Source organism: Candidatus Nitrosopumilus sp. bin_68KS (assembly GCF_054095825.1).
In genome coordinates, this window is sequence record NZ_JBSWSP010000023.1 from 20,632 (window position 1) to 40,272 (window position 19,641).

Below are 19,641 nucleotides of genomic sequence, written 5' to 3' on the forward strand. Positions count from 1 at the left end.
TAAATATATTAACTTGCTAAATTGGTGAAATTGATAGTATTAGAAAAATAACTATAGATAATTTTTTAAGCAGTATCTGAAACAATTCAAACATGTTATCCAAAAGAACTATCATTGGTTTGATAGTTGGTAGTATAATTATTGCAATTGGAGGTTATTCTTTATTTTTACATATTGGAACAATTACTGTTAACGAAAATTATGTTGTATCTGTTGGCGATTCTACTCACTATAAAATTCCTGCTCCAACAAGTACACGACAAACTATGGAGATTACTGGAGATGCATTTGATCTAAAAATGTCAAGCCCAGCCGATGGCTTACAGATTCCAAATACTTCCTACAAAAAGGAATTAAAATTAGATTGGACTCATTTAGCCGATGGTGAAACCGAAATATTCATTCAAAATACCGGAAATACTGATTTAACAATTACTGGAGTCATAGTAAGAACTTCTGATCCAATATGGTTCACATATGACCTTATGGTTATTACTTCAGGAATGGTAATCATTGGATTTAGTATGGGTTTTACGCTAAGAAAACCAAAAGGATTTTAGCTTAGTTTGGCAGAAGGATAAGATCCTAAAACTTTCATAAATAATGTATCGTGTTTTATTTTTTCTAACATTTCTGAAATCTTTGAATCTTCTTTATGTCCTTCAAAATCTACGTAGAAATTATATTCCCATGTGTTAGTTTTTGTTGGTCTTGATTCAATCTTTGTGAGATTGACATTATTTTTATGAAAATTTTCTATGATTCTAAATAATGAGCCTGGCTCATGCTTTATGGAGAAAATAATCGATGTTTTGTCATTATCTGAAATAGAACTAGTTGTTTTTGACAAGATTAAAAATCGTGTATAATTATTTAGATTATTTGCAATATTTTTTGAAACAATGGGCATCTCATAAATTTCAGCTGCAACTTTACTTGCAATTCCAGCACAATTTTTATTTTTTAATTCTTTGACAATTTTTACACTTCCAGCAGTATCGTATGCTGGAATTGTTTTCATGTTATGATCTTCAATAAATTTTCTACATTGCCCTAAAGCTTGTGGATGTGAATAAACCGTATTGATTTCATCTAATGTTCCGATTCCAATCAAACAATGTTCTATTCTATGATAAATTTCTCCTATGGCATTCAGATCTGTGGAATACAATAAATCATAACTTTCTCCTACACTTCCTTCCAATGAATTCTCAACGGGTAAAATTGCATATTCTGTTTTACCTGTGGATGTATTCTCTAAAACTTCGGCAAATGTTGATAGTGGAACCGTATTGATTTCTTTATTAAAAAATGCTCTTGCAGCAGCTTCACTGTATGCTCCTCGTTCACCTTGGAACGAAACCTTAATCATTTCTTACTCTCTCAATTTTATGAAATCGCTATTGCCAAAATCAGAAGAAAGTTTTCTTTCATCAATCCATGCACATTCAGTACATTTTATGGCATCTCGCATTGGAACTACTTTTCCACCACATTTTCTACATTTTGTGAACAAGATTCCCAAATCTGGCTCACTAATTGCTGCATGAATTGTACCGTTTAGATGATTCAGAATTTTTAATTTTACAATATCATTAACCAGAGCCACATTTCTTATTCTCAAGTTTCGTGTTGAACAAACACATTCTACTTTTGAGGTAGTAGGTTTTCCATTAATGTAATCAATTGAAACTGCAATCATAGATGACATTACTGCTGCTACTGTTCCAATAATTATATCTCCTACTTGAGGAATTGATAGAAGTTTTGGATGTTTAATGTTGGCAATACGTGTTTCCTTGTTGATATCTTTCTCACCTACAGTTGCTGCTCTAACCATGTCTCCATCATCAAAGGTATTGTGTCCAGCCTCATATTCTTCAATAGATGCTATTCTATCCCCTGGAAATGTTGCATTTTCAGACATGCTGAGATTTTTGTTTTTATGATTATAATTGTTTGTGGTCTGTAATTATCTGGTAAATCATATATCTCCAAAAATCTCAAAAAAATCATGAAAGCCCTAGTTTATGAGAAATATAGTACTGATGATGATTTTTCTAAAATCTTAAAAATTAAAGATCTACCTGTACCTAAACCAAAATCCAATGAAGTTACCTTCAAAGTAAAAGCAGCAGCACTAAACTATGATGACATTTGGGGTATGAGGGGAAAACCATTAGCAATTCCACTACCTCACATTTCTGGAACAGATGCTGCAGGCGAAGTAGTGGAAGTTGGTAGAGACGTAAAAAACATCAAAGTTGGTGATAGAGTAGTATCTCATGGAAATATGTCATGTAGAGTTTGTAAAGCATGTACTGATGGACGAGAATATGATTGCAAAAAGAGAACGATATGGGGTTTTGAAACAGGTCCTCTTTGGGGTGGATATTGTGAATTTACTCATCTTCCAGAAGTTAATGTTGTAAAACTTCCAGATGATGTTTCATTTGATGAAGCAGCTGCTGCATCAATGACCTTGCTGACGTCATGGCATATGTTAGTTGGAAGGGCCAAAATTCAACCTGGACAATTAGTCTTGATAATGGGTGGTAGTTCAGGTGTTGGAAATTATGGAATTCAAATTGCAAAACTTTTTGGATGTACTGTTATTGCAACTGCTAGTCCTGACAAACTAGATAAATTATTAGAACTTGGAGCAGATTTTGCAGTAGACCACAGAAAAGAGGATTGGCATAAAGAAGTAAGATCGATTGCAAAAACAATTCCAAAACCATATGGAGATGTACCTGGCGTTGATGTGATTTTTGAACATATTGGTGGCACTCATTGGAATAAAGAACTAACCCTACTGAATTATGGTGGGACCCTTGTTACAACTGGCGCAACTACAGGCTATGATGCACAAACTGATCTACGTCATATTTTCTTTAAAGGAATCAATATTTTAGGCTCAACTCAGGGAACAAGGGCTGAATTAGAACAGGGTCTCTATTGGATGTCACAAGGAAAAATAAAATCAATAATTGATTCAGTATATCCGTTAGAGAAAGCTGCAGAAGCTCACAAAAAAATGCTTACAGGCAAAGGACTTTTTGGAAAAATCATCATGAAACCAAACTCTGATTGAAAATGTCAGATCCTAAAATAAATTCTATATTGGATGAAGGAAATAGATTATTTTTGGCAGGAAAATTAAAAGAAGCAATAGAATATTATGATAAAATTTTAAATGAAAATCCACTACATCTTAGTTCTCTAAATAATAAGGGATATGCTCTAAGCAAACTCAAAGATTTTGAAAATGCATTGAAATGTTATGATTCTGCATTACAAATACATCCAGACGATATTTCAGTGCTGGTAAATAAAATATCATCTTATCGTAAGATAGGAAAATTTACTGAAGCATTATCTCTATGTGATAAAATCCTAAAGAATAATTCAAATTACAACATTGCGCTATACCATAAAGAACGAATTTTATTTTCCATGGAAAAATTCCAAGAATCTATCTCCTGCTGTAATAGTATATTGCATGATTATCCAGAAAATGGTGATGTGTTGTTTGATAAATCTTGTAGTCTTGTAATGCTCTCAAAAATAGATGAAGCACTTGACTTACTTGAGCAAGCGATTTCTCAGGGATTACGATATAAAATAAAGGCAAAAAATTCAAAATCTTACCTTCAATTATCTGATAATTCTAGATTCAAAAACCTCGTATTCTGATTATAACCAATGTGGAATTTCTAGATATTCTTCAATACTTTCGTTTCGTAAAATTTTAAGAAGTGCATTTGCTTGTGGAGTTGATAAAACAGGTTTGTCAAATTGATTATCAGTGGATATTCTTGGACATGCAACTTGAACAAACGCATCAATTCCTTTAAGATTTTGTAATCTGTCATTTGTAATGTCCGTTAATCCAAACAACTGAACTTTCTTTCCTGCTTTTTCTAATTCTTTTTTGATTTTTAAGGCAAACACTTTGGATAATTGACCTTCTTTGAGTCCCACAATTACCCCAAACGTTTTAGCTTCAGCTGCTTTGTATATTGCAAGTGATGCCTGCTTTTTTAATTTCTGAGCAAATTCTGTAATTTCTCTTACCTCGTTAAAATAAGGATCTAAAATGTATGTTGGCAAATTAGTAGATAATGCAATGCCTGCAGCATGAAAATTACTTTGGCCTAAAAATACATAGGCATCTACTTCTTTTTTTAGTTGTGATGCAGGATAAAATTCACACCCAAACACTTGACCATCATTTAACTGTCCTTTGCCTTTTCCAATTTTTACTTTGATTCCATTTGCTGTTAAAATTTTTTTAACTTTATCTATTTGATGTAAATGCTGACTATCTGTAACTAGTGAAATAGTTTTCCCTTTTAATATCTCTGGACATTTTTTTGCCACACTATCAAATTCTACATCATCAAACGCATCAATTAAAACAAGATTTTCTTCTAATGATTCTGTATTAATTGTATGTCCTATATTGAATTGAATTTCTGCTCCAAGAACTTTAGAGCCATTTGTGTTTAGATCACATGTTCCCCATGTAGTGTCTGCTAAAACATAAGCTGGAATTCCAAATTTTTCTGATATTCTCATTGCAGTTTCTTGCACTTGAGGTAAAATACCATCTGGCCCATTTAATGAAACTGATGCTGGATTTTTAGTCTCAATTTCTTTGAAAATCCTTTCTTCATCTATTATGATCAATTCAGCTTGGAATGTGACTTTATTAATTTAAATCAACTGAACCATCCAACAACTAAAAATGTCTTAATTATCAAAGTGAATTGTGGAAAAAGAAACAATTCTCAATATTGGGTTTGATGATACTGATTCACCAAAGGGAATGTGTACTACATTTCTAGCTTACAAAATTGTTGATTTACTCCAAAAACAGAAAACTGAATTTATAGATTTTCCAAGATTAATTCGATTTAATCCTAACATTCCATGGAAAACTAGAGGCAATGGTGCTGTGTCCATAAAAATCAAGACTAAAAATCCATCAAATGTAAAAAAAGAAGTAAAAAATCTTGTTTCCAAATACTCTGATGTAAAAAATGGCGCTAATCCTGGATTGGTGTTTTTTGAAAATGATTCAATTCCATCTGATTTTACTGATTTTAGTAATTTAGCTTTATGGCGATTAATTAATAGAAATACTGCAAAAAAATTTGCAAAAAAAAATAATCTTGAATTTTTTTACAAAGGAAATGGTCAAGGATTAGTAGGAGCTATCGGTGCAATAGGATATGATTTCCATGATTATACATTAGAACTCTTAAGCTATCGTAAGAAATCTAAATTTGGAAAAGAAAGAAAAATATCTTCTAACAGCGTAAAACTTATGCAAGAAAAAACTTTTCCAAATACGTTTAACAGCTTTGATACAAAGAAAGGACGAATTCTAATTACTCCGCATGGCCCTGATCCTGTTTTCTATGGTGTAAGAGGAGAAAATATTGGTTCATTACTTTATGCAACTAAGATTCTAAAAAGTGAAGAAAAATTAGATGGATACTTGATTTTCAAATCAAATCAAGGAACTGGGGATCATTTGAAAAATGAATTAACTTTTGAAACTATGTTGCCTTATGCTTCAGGAAAAATTACTGGAATAGTGTCAAATAGTCCTAAAATTGTTAAAGGAGGACATGTATTTTTTAAAATTAATTCAAATAATCATGAATTTTGGTGTGCTGTTTACAAAGAAACGGGAATCAATAACATTGCTTCAAATTTGATTAAAGGAGATAAAATTTGTGTGGGTGGTGGAGTTAGAAAAGCATCAAAAAATTTTCCACGCATAATTAATCTTGAATTCATTGAAATTATTGATCTTGAAAAAATCATATCCTTATCAAATCCATTCTGTAAAAAATGTAATAAAAAAATGAAATCTAAAGGCAGTAATCAAGGATTTCAGTGTATTCGTTGTGGGAAAAAAGCAAAAAGTAAAACTAGTAATAAAATTTCAAGAAAACTCAAAAAACAACTGTATGTTCCAAAAATATCTGCACATAGACATCTTACAAGACCTTTACAGCGTATGGGCCTGACCAATAAACACGCAAAATTTGATAAATCTCTTTCATGGTTTTGCGTTTATAGAAACTAAGTAGCGGGGAGTAGATTTGAACTACTGAACTGCGGGTTATGAGCCCGCCGGGATGACTTAGCCCTAATTAGTCTGGCTTCCCCACCCCGCTGAACATAAATGAAGTTCAGCCGTATATACGCTTTATCAAATTCTTGAAAGTAATTAATAGGATTTGCAAAGATTACTTTTTTGTGGATAAAAAAATTCAAATCGTTGCAGTTATTGGAGCTATTATATTTTCAGTATTGGTTCTAACATCACCAAATGATCCTATACCATTACCAAAACCCATTTCAAATTCTCAAAATGATTATGTAACTATTGTAGCTGAAAATCTTGACAAACCACGTGCAATTGCAATTTCAGATGATAGAATTTTTGTTACAGAAAAAGATGGATTCATCAGAGTTATTGAGGATGGAAATCTATTAGAATCACCACTTGCTGCATTTCGTCCTGCAAATGTGTTTGATGGGGGATTACTAGGTATTACACTTGATCCAAATTTTTCGGATAATCACTACATCTATGTATTTTTGACATATGAAGAAGATGGAAATTTATGGAATAAAATTATGAGAATTACAGAATCTAAAAATAAATTACAAGATGCTGAAACAATTTTTGATAAAATTCCTGGCTCCTCGTTTACTAATGGTGGTTTTATAAAATTTGGACCTGATAGAAAATTATATGTTGGTACTGGAACAGTTTCAGACGCATCACATCTTCCACAGGAACTTGATTCTTTATCTGGAAAAATTTTACGACTAAATGAAGATGGAACAATTCCTAATGATAACCCATTTTCTGATTCACCCGTTTACTCTTTAGGACACAGAAATCCACAAGGAATGACATGGGATAATGATGGTACTATGTTTGTAGCAGAATTTGGACCTGAAAAAAATGACGAAATCAATATTATTCAAGCAGGAAAGAACTATGGTTGGCCAGAACAGCAATGTTCAGGGAATGAAAATTTTGAAGATGCCATATTGTGTTATGATCCAAGTATAGAGCCTGGAGGTATTTTGTTTTATTCTGGTGATAAACTTGATTTTGAATTTCCATTCATTATGGCCTCGATGAGATCTGCAAATCTGTATCAAGTAGACTTTGAGGAGGGTCTAAGTTCACAAAAATCCATTCTTAGTGGTATTGGACGAGTTCGTGATGTAGTTGAGGGAAATGATGGAAGTCTTTATGTAATTACTTCAAATACTGATGGAAAAGGTTTTCCAGATAGAATGGATGATAAATTATTGAGGATAGTAAAATAAAATGCCAGATTCATCAATTTCAAAATTATTTGAAAAAACAAGAAAAGAAAGATTAGATATTGTTGCAAATTTTGCAAATCTATCTGGTGATGAAATTAATATCTTACAAAGTGAAAATGGAGGAATTTCTTTTGATAAAGCAGACAAAATGGTTGAAAATGCAATTGGTACATTTTCTTTACCTTTGGGTATTGCAACAAATTTCAAGATAAATGGTAAAGACTACATTATTCCAATGGTTATTGAAGAACCATCAGTAATTGCAGCAGCTTCAAAGGGTGCCAAAGTTGCACGAATCAAAGGAGGGTTTCAAGTTTCAGCAATAGAATCTTACAGTATTGGTCAGATACAGGTTTTAGATGTTGATATTCATATAGCAATTAAAGCAATTAAAAATTCGTCCAATGAAATTTTAGATTTGGCAAATTCTAAAAGTAACACTCTATCTAAAATGGGTAAAGGTGCAAAAGAAGTTTCTTGTAAAGAAATTGATACACCTTCTGGTAAAATGCTAATTGTTGAACTCTTAATTGATGTTGGAGATGCAATGGGGGCAAATGTTACAAATACAATGTGTGAGGCAGTCTCTCCATTAATCGAAAAGATATCTGGTGGTAGAACACTACTTCGTATATTATCAAACTATTCAACTAGAAGAATTGCAAAAGCAAAAGCAGTGTTCGAAAAAGAAGCAGTTGGAGGAGAGGAGGTTGTTGATAACATTATTCTAGCTTTTGAATTTGCTGATAATGATGTGTATCGAGCAGTTACTCACAACAAAGGAATCATGAATGGAACAATTGCTGTTGCAAACGCTGTTGGTCAAGACAGTAGAGCTATTGAGGCTGCAGCAAACGCATATGCTGCAGAATCTGGCAGATATCGATCTCTTAGCAAGTGGAGTAAAGATAATGAAGGCAATTTAGTTGGAACTTTGGAAATTCCACTCTCAGTTGGAATTGTTGGTGGAATAGCTAATGTTCACCCAGTGGCTAAAGTTTGCACTAAAGTTCTTGGGGTAAAAACTGCACAAGAACTTGCGTGTGTTATGACTGCTACGGGATTGGCTCAAAATTATAGTGCTATCCGTGCTCTTGCCACTGAAGGAATCCAAAAAGGCCACATGCGTCTTCATGCTAGGAATCTTGCAGCAGCCGCAGGAGCTACTACTGAACAAATTGATGATATTGTTCAAAAAATGATTGAAGAAAAGAAAATTTCACTTGATAGGGCTAAAGAATTACTTGAGCAAATTTAAACATGCGATTATATAGATAAAAAGTGAAAAAATTGAAAATGACTGATGTAAAATTTGCAATTCCTAAAGGAAGTTTAGAAGAGGCAACTTTCAAATTATTAGAAAAATCTTGGACTAAAGTTAATCGAAAGAGCAGAACTTATCGAGTTTACTTGGATGATCCAAATATTATTGTAAAGATGCTTAGGCCTCAAGAGATTCCAACTATGGTAGCAGAAGGATTGTATGATGTTGGAATTACCGGAAAGGATTGGGTGGGAGAAACAAATTCTGATGTTGAAGCTATATTGGATTTAGAATATGGAAAAATTAGATTAGTGATTGCATTTCCAGATAAATATCATTATAAAAATCTCGATGAAATGATTGCAGATTATGGAAAAAAGAAAAAAACACTTCGTATTTCATCAGAATATCTTACAACTGCTTCTAAATTTTTAAAACAATCAAAATCTTACAAAAAATATCATGGTACAAAAAACCCGCTAATTGTAACCCCGTGGGTACGTTTGGGGACAAACAAAAATGTTCAAATTCATCTATCATTTGGTGCAACTGAAGCAAAACCACCTGAAGATGTTGATGCTATAATGGATGTTACTGAAACTGGAACTACATTAAAACAAAATAAATTAAAAATTGTTGATGAGGTTCTAACATCAACTGCACATTTGATTGTAAACAAACAATCTCTAAAAGATCCTAAAAAACGTGAAAAAATATTTGATATTGTCACTCTTATGAGGGGTGCTGTTCATGGTAGAAAATATTTACACATTTACCTAAATGTAGAAGAAAAAAATCTCAAGAAACTATTAGCAGAAATGCCTTCGCTCAAAAAGCCTACTGTTAGTCCATTAAGCGAGGAAGGATGGTTTGGAATAAATACAGTCATAAAAAAAGAAGAATTCCACAAACTTATTCCTAAACTCCGAAAGATTGCTCAAGGTCTTGTCGTTCATGAACCTCGCCAAATTCTTGAGCTTGAAGAGATCAAGCGTGACGAAGAAAATTGATGAGAATAATAAAAGTATCTAATATTGAAAAATTTACATCTGAAATTCTTCCAAAACAGCCTCAAAAAAATAAATCTATTGTAGAATCAATTCTAAAAAATGTAAAAAAAAATGGTGATGAGGCATTACGAAAATATGAAAAAAAATTTGGCAAAGCAACAATCTCTTCTTTTCGTTTATCTAAAATTGAAATAAAAAATGCATATTCTAAGATATCAAAATCTGAACTTGATGCATTGCGTTTAGCAAAAACTAGGTTAGAAAAAACTGAATCTACCATCAAATCCCTATTAAAAAATAAAACAATTAACACTGATGGAATTAAAATTACTAAAAAATTCATTCCAATTCAAAGTGTTGGCTGTTATATTCCAGGAGGTTTAGCTAGATATCCAAGTTCTGCTATCATGTCAATAATTCCAGCAAAAGTTGCAGGGGTTTCAAGAATTGTGGTAGTATCACCACCAAACTCTGATGGTGATATTGACCCCTTGACAGTTGTTGCTGCAGATATTTGTGGTGCTACTGAAATATACAAAACAGGAGGTGTTCAAGCAATTGCTGCATTATCATATGGAACAAAAACAATTTCTAAAGTTGATAAAATAGTTGGCCCTGGTGGTGCTTTTGTTACTAGAGCAAAATTTCTAGTTAGTGAACAAACTGGAATTGATATGCTTGCAGGTCCTACTGAATTAGGAATTATTGCAGATAATTCTGCAAATCCAAAGTTTATTGCATTAGATTTAATTTCTCAAGCAGAACATAGTAATGATACTTTTTGTTATCTTATTACTAGTTCAGAAAAGCTTGCAAAGTCTGTAAGTAAAATGGTTTTTGAATTATTGCCAAAAATTCAAAGAGCAAACTTTGTTAAAGCAAGTCTAAAAAATAATGGATTCATTGCAATTTGTAAGACACAATCTGATATGATCAAACTTGCAAATACCTTATCTCCTGAGCATTTACAGGTAATGACAAAAAACCCTGAATCAGTTTCTTCAAAAATTTTTACTTCTGGACTAATTTTACTTGGAAATGATACTCCATCTTCAGCTAGTGATTATGTTTTAGGCTCAAATCATATCCTTCCTACCAGTGGATTTGGTAAAATTCGTGGTTCTCTTTCTGTTTTGGACTTTGTTAAAATAAACACTCAAGTGAAATGCTCAAAATCATCATTGTCAAAACTTTCAAAACATCTACAAGTTTTAACAACAGCGGAAGGTCTATTCAATCATTATGAATCAGTTAGAGGTAGATTGAAATGAAAAAAAATTGGTTTGATGAAAAAACTAAAAAATATTCTAATATTGGAGGATATAAAAAACCTGATCTTCTAAAAGATGCTGTAAAACTTGATTCAAATGAAAATTATGTAATTCCAAAACAATTCCAAAATGACATACTATTATCCGCTAAAAAAAATTCTGATGTAAGAGAATACCCATTGGGAGGAGTGGAAAGATTAATTGGTATGATATCTAAATTCATTAAAATTCCTTCTTCAATGATAGGTGTTGGAAATGGCTCTGATCAAATTTTAGATTTAATACTTTCTAATTTTGCATCAAAAGATACCAAAGTCTTAACATCCAATCCCACATTTGGATTTTTTGAAGAACGCTGCAAATTATATTCAATTCCAATGATAGCAATTCCATTTTCAAACAATATGGAACTAGACATAAAAGATTTCATTATACAATCCAAAGATGCAGATATTCTTTATCTGGACTCTCCAAATAATCCCACTGGATTTCAGTTTCCAAAAAATGAGTTGCAAAAACTCATCAAATCTTTTGGTGGTCTTGTAATTATTGATGAGGCATATGGAGAATTTGGCGATTACTCTCTTGCCAGCATGGTAAAAACTCATGAAAATTTGATTGTTGTCCAGACTGTATCAAAATCATTTGGTTTGGCAGGACTCAGATTAGGATATTTTATTGCAAATAAGAAATTCACTGATACTTTTATGAACGTGCTTCAATACCCATACCCTCTAAGTACCATTACTATAGAATCTGGAATTTTAGCTTTAGAAAAATCAAATCTGATGAATGATGCAGTAGGCAGCATCAAAACTGAAAGAAAAAGAATTATCGATACACTCCGTAAATATGATTCCTTTAAAGTCTTTGATTCCAAGGCTAATTTTGTGCTTTTTGATGCTCATGGTTCTTACAAACGAGTATTTGCGGCACTTGCAGAGCAAGGGATATCTATTCGAAAATTAGGAAAAATTGGTAATCACGAAGGATGTCTTAGAGTTTCAATTGGTACTAAAGAAATGAATTCAAAATTCTTACTTGCAATCCGTGATTTATTGGGATGACTTTAACAAAAAAATCTGATGGGATCTACATTGATAACTCTTGTATTGATGTATTAAATGAAATTGATGCTGTAATATTTGATTGTGATGGTGTTTTAATTGATATTACAAAATCATATGATCTTGCAATTATTAAAACTACTAAATATATTTTGGAGACTTTTGCAAAAATTAATGACACTATAGATGTTAATTTTCAAATAATTGATGGATTCAAATCTACTGGTGGATTCAATGACGAAGTTGATCTTGCATACGCTTCAATAATTTCTCTTGTTGCAGCAAAAAAGTTACAAAAAGATCCGTCTAGTTTTATTTTTGATGTAATAAGAAATTCTGATTCTTCAGGTATTGAGTCTGTAGAACAATATCTTGAAAATCTAACTGATATATCTGAAATCAAGAATCAATTATCTTATCCAGGGCCTCATCATGAAAATATTTTATATCAAAATTTTGATCAAATTTTTTATGGTCCTCAATTGTATCAAAAATTATTTGGAAATCCTTCTAAATTTAGTGCTCCTGGTTTAATAGAACAAGATGATGTGATTTTAAATGATCTTTTACTTGAAAAATTACAAAATAACTTTAATTCAAAAATTGCAATGGTTACTGGTAGAGGAAAAGAATCAGTAAGTTATTCACTAAAGGAATTACTTCAAAAATTTGATTTGAAAAATTCAGCATTTTTAGAAGATGAATCACGAGAACTTGCAAAACCAAATCCCAAATCCCTTGTAGATTCAATCAATGGAATGAAAAGTGTATGTACATTATATGTGGGGGATTCAATGGAGGATTTTATCATGGCAAAAAAAGCCACTGATTTGGGACACCAAACTATTTTTTGTGGAATAATAGGTACTAGCAAAAACCCTCAAAATAAACTTGAATTATTTGAAAGAAATGGTGCTATTCTAGTATTGGACTCTATTGATTTACTTCCAAAGGTATTAAATTTAGAATAAAACAAATTCTATAGTCTGAGAGAAATATGGCCGCCCGAAAAGCATCAATCAATCGAAATACCAAAGAAACTAGCGTTCAGGTATCTGTAAATATCGATGGATTTGGAAAAACAAACATCAAGACTGGTATTAATTTTCTTGATCACTTGATTGTATCTTTTGGAAAACATGGCATGATGGATTTGAAGATTAATGCAAAATCCAATGATGGTATTGAACACCATCTAATTGAAGACACTGCAATTACTCTGGGACAGGTAATTGATAAAGCATTAGGTTCTAGAATGGGTATTGCAAGATTTAGTTATGCATCAGTTCCAATGGATGAATCCCTATCTGAAGCATCAATTGATTTGATAAAGCGCCCATTTTGGAAATCTACTTTATTGATTAAACGAAATAAAATTGAAGATGTTTCAAAAGAAGATCTTGAGCATTTTTTCCAATCATTACTACAAAATCTGAATAGTTGCATTCACCTTACTGTAAAGTATGGGGATAATGATCACCACAAAGTTGAATCTGCTATAAAATCACTTGCTGTTGCATTTAGAAATGCTTCTACAAAAGATAAAAAACAAAAAGGAATTCCAAGTACTAAAGGTTCAATGTAATGGTTAGTGTAGCAATTTTTGATTATGGAGCTGGAAATATTTTTAGCTTAAAAAATTCTTTAGAAAAAGCAGGAGCCACAGTAGATGTAATCACAAATTTTGATGAACCTAACAACTATTCTGGATTATTACTTCCTGGAGTAGGAAATTTTGATCCTGCTATTAACCGTATTCGAAATTATTCTAAAACTGAATTTCAAGATTATGTAGGAAATATGCCTGTACTAGGAATTTGTCTTGGAATGGAAATGTTTTTTGAAAAAAGTGAAGAAGGAAAAGAAAAAGGTCTGAACGTTATTGATGGTGAAGTGATTATTCTTCCACCATCTCTAAAGGTTCCTCATATGGGATGGAATGATCTTGAAATTAAACGCCCTGGAAAGATTCTTGAAGGTATTGATGATGGTTCATGGGTTTATTTTGTACATTCTTACAGAGTTAAACCAAGTTCTGAAAATGTGATTACTGCAGTATCTGATTATGGAATTAAAGTTCCAGCAGTGGTTGAACAAGATAATTTTATTGGTACTCAATTTCATCCAGAAAAATCTAGCACTGTTGGAAAGATAATGATTGAGAATTTTCTTAAAGTGTGTAAAAAATGAAAATTATTCCTGCAATTGATCTAATGAATGGACAAGTTGTTCGACTTTACAAAGGTGATCCTAAACAAAAAACTGTATACAGTGATAATCCTATAGAAATTGCAAAAAAATGGGAAGCACATGGAGCTGATATGCTGCATATAGTGGATTTAGATGCAACTTTAGGATTGGGCTCTAACATTCCCATAATCAAAAAAATCTTAGAACAAGTGAAAATACCTGTTGAAGTTGCAGGAGGTCTAAGAAGTGAATCACTAATTTTAGATGTAATCAAAATTTGTAATAGGGTAGTAATTGGAACTTTGGCATTTAAAGATAAAGAATTACTAAAAAAATTACTCTTGTCATTAGGTTCTGAAAAAATCGTAATTTCTGTTGATCATAAAGATGGAGAAATTGTTATTCATGGATGGCAGGATAAAACTGAATTAAAATTAATTGATTCTATCAAAGAATTCCTTGAAATGGGTTTTACAGAATTTTTATTAACAAATGTTAATCGTGATGGAACTTTGGAAGGCCCTGACTTGGAATTTTTAGGACAAGCATGTGCTCTTGGAAAAATAAATGTGATTGCAAGTGGAGGAATATCAAAGGTTGATGATGTAAAAGATGTTAAACAAAAAACCCCATATGGAGTAATCCTAGGAAAAGCTCTTTATGAAAATAAGATTACAATAGAGGATGCAAAGAAAATAGCATGACACTAACAAAAAGAATTATTCCTTGTCTTGATGTAAAAAATGGTAGAGTAGTAAAAGGACTAAATTTTGAATCAATAAAGGATGCAGGTGATCCTGTTAAATTAGCTGAAAAATATAGTAATGAAGGTGCTGATGAGTTAGTATTTTTAGATATCACAGCATCTGATGAGCAAAGAGATACAATCAAAGATCTGGTGAGAAATATTGCTTCTGTAATTAATATTCCATTTACTGTTGGTGGAGGTGTAAAATCATTAGAAGATGCAAGAAACATTTTACTAAATGGTGCTGATAAAGTTGGTATCAATACTGGAGCAATAAAAAATCCTCAAGTAATTACCGAACTAATGAAATTATTTGGACGTCAATGCATTGTAGTGGCAATCGATACTAAAAGAAATTATTCTTTAAAAGATGATGTGACAATAATTTCTGAAAATGATGAAAAATTCTGGTATGAAGTTTTTATTTATGGTGGAAAAGAAGGAACTGGCATTGATGCTATACAATGGGCAAAAAATGTCGAAACACTTGGTGCAGGCGAAATTTTACTCACCAGCATTGATAGAGATGGGACAAAAGATGGCTATGATATTTTACTAACAAAAACAATTGTTGATTCTGTATCAATTCCTGTAATTGCATCAGGTGGTTGCGGAAAGCCTGATGATATGGTTGATGTATTTAAAAAAACTAATGTAGACGCGGCTTTAGCAGCTTCAATTTTTCACTATGAAACTCATGGTGTAGAAGGTGTGAAAGCATTCCTAAAGGAAAAAGAAATTCCTGTAAGATTATAAAACCAATTTTTCTTTTCTAAATATGCAAAAATCCATCGATGATATAGATTTTAAAAAAAGTGGAGGTCTTGTACCAGTAATTGTTCAGGATGCCAATACTAAAGATGTTTTGACTTTAGCATATGCAAATAAAGAATCTTTAGAATTGGCCAAAAAAACTGGTAACTCTTGGTTTTGGAGTCGCTCTAGAAATAAACTATGGATGAAAGGTGAAGAATCAGGTAATACTCAAAAGATAAAAGAAATTCTAGTTGATTGTGATTCTGATGCAATAATTTATCTTGTTGAACCATCAGGACCAGCATGTCATTTAGGTAAACAAGTTTGTTTTCATAATTCATTAGAAAAATTAAATTAACATCGTGGAGTGTAACTAGCTTCTTCACCTGGAAGAATTTCGTTAATTATTCTAAATTTTAAATTTGGATAATCGGTTCCTCTAAACACAACTCTCCAATCACCCACAAAATCATCTACAGTACAATACCCATTAATTTTTGAGAGTTGTGGTTGTAGATAATAATTGAATGCTGGTTTATCTGCACCATCAAATGGAATGGTCCAATAAACTGAATAATGTGTACTGTTTAACGGTCTAAGAAAAGCAACTTGTCCTTTCTCATCCAATCCTAATCCACCAATTCTTAAAAAAATCTTTTCGCCTAATACATATTCACTACGATCAATTTGAAAGGGTCCTGATGCTAACCATTCTCTGATTTTCGGTGAATATTCATTTTCTAAATTTATTTTTTCAATATCGTCAAATTTCTCTTGAATTTGTGGTGTGATCTCTTCTGTTGGTCTTAATTCCTTATCTGAAACATCTTCAACTTTTATTTTATTATCTTCTTGATTTGTTATAATTGCAAATCCTACTATTATCATAGTTATTCCTATAATTATAAGGATTATGATCTTGGCTTGATTCACAAAAATAATTTTCCAAAAATCACTAAAAACCTTACTCTTTTTAAAATTATTTATTAAAATTTATTTTGCTTGAATTTTTCTCTAAAATAGTCTTTTTTAGTTAATTTTCTTACTTTCAACTCAATTCTTTATTATATTTTTTATCTATTAAAATTAAGTATTGCTTAACTTGATATTAGGATTTTTTATCTATGTTTTTCAAGAAGGAATTGATCTTGACTAGAACATCATTGCAATGTAGAGAATGTAAAAAGGACTATGATAATGCATTCAAGTATATTTGTGATGAGTGTTTTGGACCACTTGATGTCAAATATGATTTTCCTAAGATTCTAAAGAACACCTTTACAAATCGTGAACATACCTATTGGAGATATTTTGAATTATTACCAATAGAGAACAAATCTAATATTGTTAGTATTGGTGCTGGAATGACTCCTCTAATTAAGGCTGATAACCTTGGGAAAAAATTGGGATTGAATAATCTCTACATCAAAAATGATTCTGTAAATCCAACATTTTCATTCAAAGATAGACCTGCAGGTGTTGCAGTATCAAAAGCAAAAGAGTTTGGATTATCTGCAGTTGGATGTGCTTCTACGGGTAATTTAGCATCCGCTACTGCTGCACATGCAGCAAAAGCAGGATTCCCCTGTCATGTATTTGCACCAAGTAACATTGAGATGGCAAAAATTACTCAAGCACTTTCTTATGGTGCAAACTATATCGCAGTTGATGGAACATATGATGATGCAAATAGAATTGCTGCACAAATAGGTGATAGTAAAGGAATTGGAATAGTGAACATTAACATGCGCTCTCATTACGTTGAAGGTTCTAAAACATTTGCTTTTGAAGTTGCAGAGCAACTTGATTGGCAAGTACCTGATCAAATAATAATCCCAGTCGGAAGTGGTGCAATGCTTAATGCAATTTGTAAAGGATTTGAAGAATTACAAAGTGTTTCACTCCTTGATGATGTTTCTAACATGCACATGATTGCAGCACAACCACATGGATGTGCACCAATAGTTGATGCATTTAAGAAAAAATCTAAAGAAGTAATACCTGTTGAGAATCCTGATACTGTTGCAAAAAGTTTAGCAATTGGTGATCCTGGTGATGGCAGATATGTACTCAAACGTCTGGCACAATATAACGGATTTGCTGAAGAGTGCAACAATAAAGAAATTCTTGATGCAATTTTATTACTTGCACAAACTGAAGGAATATTTACAGAACCTGCAGGTGGAGTTTCAATATCGGTTCTTGAGAAAATGGTGGAACAAGGAAAAATTGATGCAAATGACAAAGTAGTGTGTTACGTAACTGGAAATGGTTTGAAAGCAACCGAATCAATCATGGAAATTTTGAAAAAACCTAACGTGATGAAGGCAAATATATCTGAAATATCGGCGGTTGTAAACTAGTGGCAAATATTATATTTACAATACCATCCGTTTTGAATCAAAGTGGAGGCGAGAAAAAGACTGAAATTTCAGCTGATTCTCTTATCGATGCATTTTCAAAAGTCTCTGAGTTAATGGGCGATGACTTTAAGAGACGAGTATTGGAAAGTGATGGAACTCCACGTTCTCTGATTAATATTTACATAAATGGAAAGAACGCAAAATTCTCTAATGGGATGCAAACTTCTCTTAATGATGGTGATGAAATTTACATTTTACCTGCAGTTGCTGGAGGTTCAGAAGAATTATCTCCAAAAGAACTTGATAGATTTTCTCGACAAGTTATGCTTGAAGAGATTGGATATAATGGACAATTAAAACTAAAAAATTCTAAAGTTTGTGTTGTTGGAACTGGTGGTTTAGGAAATCCCATAACATCTAGATTAGCTGCAATGGGTATTGGAACTTTGAGAATTGTTGATAGAGATGTAATAGAATTATCTAATTTACACAGACAAACAATGTTTGATGAAGATGATGTAGGCCAAGTTAAAGTGGAAGTGGCTGCAAAAAAATTACAGAAACTAAATCCTGAATGTAAAATAGAAGCACTTGCAGTTTCTGTTAATGATTATACCGCACTTGAGGTTATTGAAGGATGTGATGTTGTAATAGATGCACTTGATAGTGTTAATGCACGATATGCATTAAACAAAGCTTGTGTGAAATTTGGAATTCCATTTGTAACTGGTGCTGCAGTTGGAGTTTCAGGACAAGCATTTACAGTTATACCAAATACATCTGCATGCTATTATTGTATGTTCCCTGATCTTAATGAAGATACAATGCCAACATGTAGTATTGAGGGTGTGCATCCATCAATACTTTCAATAGTTGGTGGAATTGAAGTTGCAGAAGCTGTAAAAATTATTATTGGAAAAAAACCCTCTCTTTCAGAAAAAATTTTACATATTGATTTGGAAAATCTTGATTTTAATTCTGTAAAAACATTTAGGGTTGAGGAGTGTCCTATTTGTGGAACTGGAAGTCTTGAAATTATCCAAAAAGAGGAATTAATTTTAGAAGAATTATGTGGAAGAAATAGGGGAAAAAGAACTTATTCCATCACACCAACTGATACATTTGATCTTGATGTAAACAATGTAACTAACATTGCAAAAGAAAAAGGATTCGTTGTAGAAAATCAAGGTGGACTTGGATTGTCATTGAGGACCAATGAATTATCAGTAAGTTTTATGAAGAAAGGCTCAGCTGTTGTAGTTGGACCAAAAGATGAATCTGATGCTATTGCATTATACAAAAGTCTCTTAGGTAAAGAGATCAAGGCTTAAAAATAGCCTGTAATATTTACATAAATCTATGAAAATACATGCAAAATATACAGATCATTAATATGATTTAATAATAATTAGAATATTACTAGTATAATATTATGGAAATTATACAATAATTAAAAATTATATGAAATTATCCCAATATTTGTTCATATTGTGGACAAATGGTCCATTAGGGTTAAATACGAACTCTATTGAAAAATGCTAATAACATGAATAACGAAATAGGACGTAAAATAACTAGTCTTACATTAATGACAATTATGTTAG

General features: G+C 31.9%; 21 protein-coding genes and 1 tRNA gene. 17 read left to right on the forward strand and 5 right to left on the reverse strand.

Annotated features, from left to right (window positions below):
* Positions 1-92 precede the first annotated feature (92 nt).
* Positions 93-560 carry a hypothetical protein gene (locus ACW9W3_RS09235; protein ID WP_457765856.1) on the forward strand — a complete coding sequence of 156 codons (468 nt, stop codon included), beginning with the start codon at positions 93-95 and terminating at the stop codon, positions 558-560.
* Here the strand turns inward: ACW9W3_RS09235 and pheA are convergent.
* Positions 557-1,372: a prephenate dehydratase gene (gene pheA / locus ACW9W3_RS09240; RefSeq protein WP_457765857.1), complete on the reverse strand. Its 816-nt coding sequence runs from the start codon at positions 1,370-1,372 to the stop codon at positions 557-559. The genes ACW9W3_RS09235 and pheA overlap by 4 nt on opposite strands.
* Positions 1,373-1,375: 3 nt before the next feature.
* Positions 1,376-1,927: an exosome complex RNA-binding protein Csl4 gene (locus tag ACW9W3_RS09245; RefSeq protein ID WP_457765858.1), complete on the reverse strand. Its 552-nt coding sequence runs from the start codon at positions 1,925-1,927 to the stop codon at positions 1,376-1,378.
* Between the two features lie 87 nt (positions 1,928-2,014).
* Between ACW9W3_RS09245 and ACW9W3_RS09250 the strand changes: the two genes are divergently transcribed.
* Entirely contained in the window at positions 2,015-3,094 is a 1,080-nt protein-coding gene (locus ACW9W3_RS09250) for a zinc-binding dehydrogenase (RefSeq protein ID WP_457765859.1), read from the forward strand.
* A 2-nt stretch (positions 3,095-3,096) separates the two neighbouring features.
* Entirely contained in the window at positions 3,097-3,696 is a 600-nt protein-coding gene (locus tag ACW9W3_RS09255) for a tetratricopeptide repeat protein (RefSeq protein WP_457765860.1), read from the forward strand.
* Here ACW9W3_RS09255 and dph2 read toward each other — a convergent pair whose 3' ends face one another.
* Positions 3,697-4,692, reverse strand: a complete 996-nt coding sequence (dph2, locus tag ACW9W3_RS09260; protein WP_457765861.1) for a diphthamide biosynthesis enzyme Dph2 — start codon at positions 4,690-4,692, stop codon at positions 3,697-3,699.
* An 82-nt stretch (positions 4,693-4,774) separates the two neighbouring features.
* Here dph2 and ACW9W3_RS09265 point away from each other — a divergent pair, with 82 nt between their 5' ends.
* Positions 4,775-6,103, forward strand: a complete 1,329-nt coding sequence (locus ACW9W3_RS09265; RefSeq protein WP_457765862.1) for a TiaS agmantine-binding domain-containing protein — start codon at positions 4,775-4,777, stop codon at positions 6,101-6,103.
* Position 6,104: 1 nt separating this feature from the next.
* On the opposite strand, the gene ACW9W3_RS09270 is transcribed toward ACW9W3_RS09265, so the two are convergent.
* Positions 6,105-6,194: transfer RNA gene (locus ACW9W3_RS09270), tRNA-Met, on the reverse strand.
* An 82-nt stretch (positions 6,195-6,276) separates the two neighbouring features.
* Between ACW9W3_RS09270 and ACW9W3_RS09275 the strand changes: the two genes are divergently transcribed.
* The 11 genes from ACW9W3_RS09275 to hisI are packed head-to-tail and all read left to right on the forward strand — an operon-like array spanning position 6,277 to position 16,032.
* A complete protein-coding gene (locus ACW9W3_RS09275) occupies positions 6,277-7,368 on the forward strand; it encodes a PQQ-dependent sugar dehydrogenase (RefSeq protein WP_457765863.1) in 1,092 nt (363 codons plus the stop codon).
* Between the two features lies 1 nt (position 7,369).
* On the forward strand, positions 7,370-8,626 hold the full coding sequence (locus ACW9W3_RS09280; protein WP_457765864.1) for a hydroxymethylglutaryl-CoA reductase, degradative: 1,257 nt from the start codon (positions 7,370-7,372) through the stop codon (positions 8,624-8,626).
* Between the two features lie 38 nt (positions 8,627-8,664).
* Positions 8,665-9,642, forward strand: coding sequence for an ATP phosphoribosyltransferase (gene hisG / locus ACW9W3_RS09285; protein WP_457765865.1), 978 nt, complete (start codon positions 8,665-8,667; stop codon positions 9,640-9,642).
* A complete protein-coding gene (gene hisD / locus ACW9W3_RS09290) occupies positions 9,642-10,913 on the forward strand; it encodes a histidinol dehydrogenase (RefSeq protein ID WP_457765866.1) in 1,272 nt (423 codons plus the stop codon). The genes hisG and hisD overlap by 1 nt, the downstream gene beginning before the upstream one ends.
* The gene (locus ACW9W3_RS09295; RefSeq protein ID WP_457765867.1) at positions 10,910-11,980 is read left to right on the forward strand and encodes a pyridoxal phosphate-dependent aminotransferase; all 1,071 of its coding nucleotides are present in this window, start codon (positions 10,910-10,912) and stop codon (positions 11,978-11,980) included. Before hisD ends, ACW9W3_RS09295 begins: the two co-directional genes overlap by 4 nt.
* Positions 11,977-12,951 carry a phosphatase gene (locus ACW9W3_RS09300; protein WP_457765868.1) on the forward strand — a complete coding sequence of 325 codons (975 nt, stop codon included), beginning with the start codon at positions 11,977-11,979 and terminating at the stop codon, positions 12,949-12,951. The genes ACW9W3_RS09295 and ACW9W3_RS09300 overlap by 4 nt, the downstream gene beginning before the upstream one ends.
* Before the next feature lie 26 nt (positions 12,952-12,977).
* Positions 12,978-13,565 carry an imidazoleglycerol-phosphate dehydratase gene (locus tag ACW9W3_RS09305; protein WP_457765869.1) on the forward strand — a complete coding sequence of 196 codons (588 nt, stop codon included), beginning with the start codon at positions 12,978-12,980 and terminating at the stop codon, positions 13,563-13,565.
* Positions 13,565-14,170, forward strand: a complete 606-nt coding sequence (hisH, locus tag ACW9W3_RS09310) for an imidazole glycerol phosphate synthase subunit HisH (RefSeq protein WP_457765870.1) — start codon at positions 13,565-13,567, stop codon at positions 14,168-14,170. The genes ACW9W3_RS09305 and hisH overlap by 1 nt, the downstream gene beginning before the upstream one ends.
* Entirely contained in the window at positions 14,167-14,874 is a 708-nt protein-coding gene (gene hisA / locus ACW9W3_RS09315; RefSeq protein ID WP_457765871.1) for a 1-(5-phosphoribosyl)-5-[(5-phosphoribosylamino)methylideneamino]imidazole-4-carboxamide isomerase, read from the forward strand. The genes hisH and hisA overlap by 4 nt, the downstream gene beginning before the upstream one ends.
* Positions 14,871-15,674 (forward strand): imidazole glycerol phosphate synthase subunit HisF, encoded by an 804-nt coding sequence (gene hisF, locus ACW9W3_RS09320; RefSeq protein WP_457765872.1) that lies wholly within the window; start codon positions 14,871-14,873, stop codon positions 15,672-15,674. Before hisA ends, hisF begins: the two co-directional genes overlap by 4 nt.
* 22 nt (positions 15,675-15,696) lie before the next feature.
* Positions 15,697-16,032, forward strand: a complete 336-nt coding sequence (hisI, locus tag ACW9W3_RS09325; RefSeq protein ID WP_457765873.1) for a phosphoribosyl-AMP cyclohydrolase — start codon at positions 15,697-15,699, stop codon at positions 16,030-16,032.
* Here hisI and ACW9W3_RS09330 read toward each other — a convergent pair.
* Positions 16,029-16,562, reverse strand: a complete 534-nt coding sequence (locus tag ACW9W3_RS09330) for a hypothetical protein (RefSeq protein ID WP_457765877.1) — start codon at positions 16,560-16,562, stop codon at positions 16,029-16,031. The two genes, hisI and ACW9W3_RS09330, sit on opposite strands and share 4 nt — an antisense overlap.
* Positions 16,563-16,822: 260 nt before the next feature.
* Between ACW9W3_RS09330 and ACW9W3_RS09335 the strand changes: the two genes are divergently transcribed.
* Both ACW9W3_RS09335 and ACW9W3_RS09340 read left to right on the forward strand, forming a co-directional pair.
* Complete coding sequence (locus ACW9W3_RS09335; RefSeq protein WP_457765874.1) at positions 16,823-18,037, forward strand: threonine synthase; 1,215 nt, start codon at positions 16,823-16,825, stop codon at positions 18,035-18,037.
* Positions 18,037-19,368 (forward strand): ThiF family adenylyltransferase, encoded by a 1,332-nt coding sequence (locus ACW9W3_RS09340; RefSeq protein WP_457765875.1) that lies wholly within the window; start codon positions 18,037-18,039, stop codon positions 19,366-19,368. The genes ACW9W3_RS09335 and ACW9W3_RS09340 overlap by 1 nt, the downstream gene beginning before the upstream one ends.
* Positions 19,369-19,641: the final 273 nt, after the last annotated feature.

Coding starts and splice junctions, on each gene's coding strand:
- ACW9W3_RS09235 (WP_457765856.1), top strand. CDS start 93: ATGTTATCCAAAAGAACTATCATTGGTTTGATAGTTGGTAGTATAATT.
- pheA (WP_457765857.1), bottom strand. CDS start 1,372: ATGATTAAGGTTTCGTTCCAAGGTGAACGAGGAGCATACAGTGAAGCT.
- ACW9W3_RS09245 (WP_457765858.1), bottom strand. CDS start 1,927: ATGTCTGAAAATGCAACATTTCCAGGGGATAGAATAGCATCTATTGAA.
- ACW9W3_RS09250 (WP_457765859.1), top strand. CDS start 2,015: ATGAAAGCCCTAGTTTATGAGAAATATAGTACTGATGATGATTTTTCT.
- ACW9W3_RS09255 (WP_457765860.1), top strand. CDS start 3,097: ATGTCAGATCCTAAAATAAATTCTATATTGGATGAAGGAAATAGATTA.
- ACW9W3_RS09280 (WP_457765864.1), top strand. CDS start 7,370: ATGCCAGATTCATCAATTTCAAAATTATTTGAAAAAACAAGAAAAGAA.
- hisG (WP_457765865.1), top strand. CDS start 8,665: ATGACTGATGTAAAATTTGCAATTCCTAAAGGAAGTTTAGAAGAGGCA.
- hisD (WP_457765866.1), top strand. CDS start 9,642: ATGAGAATAATAAAAGTATCTAATATTGAAAAATTTACATCTGAAATT.
- ACW9W3_RS09295 (WP_457765867.1), top strand. CDS start 10,910: ATGAAAAAAAATTGGTTTGATGAAAAAACTAAAAAATATTCTAATATT.
- ACW9W3_RS09300 (WP_457765868.1), top strand. CDS start 11,977: ATGACTTTAACAAAAAAATCTGATGGGATCTACATTGATAACTCTTGT.
- ACW9W3_RS09305 (WP_457765869.1), top strand. CDS start 12,978: ATGGCCGCCCGAAAAGCATCAATCAATCGAAATACCAAAGAAACTAGC.
- hisH (WP_457765870.1), top strand. CDS start 13,565: ATGGTTAGTGTAGCAATTTTTGATTATGGAGCTGGAAATATTTTTAGC.
- hisA (WP_457765871.1), top strand. CDS start 14,167: ATGAAAATTATTCCTGCAATTGATCTAATGAATGGACAAGTTGTTCGA.
- hisF (WP_457765872.1), top strand. CDS start 14,871: ATGACACTAACAAAAAGAATTATTCCTTGTCTTGATGTAAAAAATGGT.
- hisI (WP_457765873.1), top strand. CDS start 15,697: ATGCAAAAATCCATCGATGATATAGATTTTAAAAAAAGTGGAGGTCTT.
- ACW9W3_RS09330 (WP_457765877.1), bottom strand. CDS start 16,562: ATGATAATAGTAGGATTTGCAATTATAACAAATCAAGAAGATAATAAA.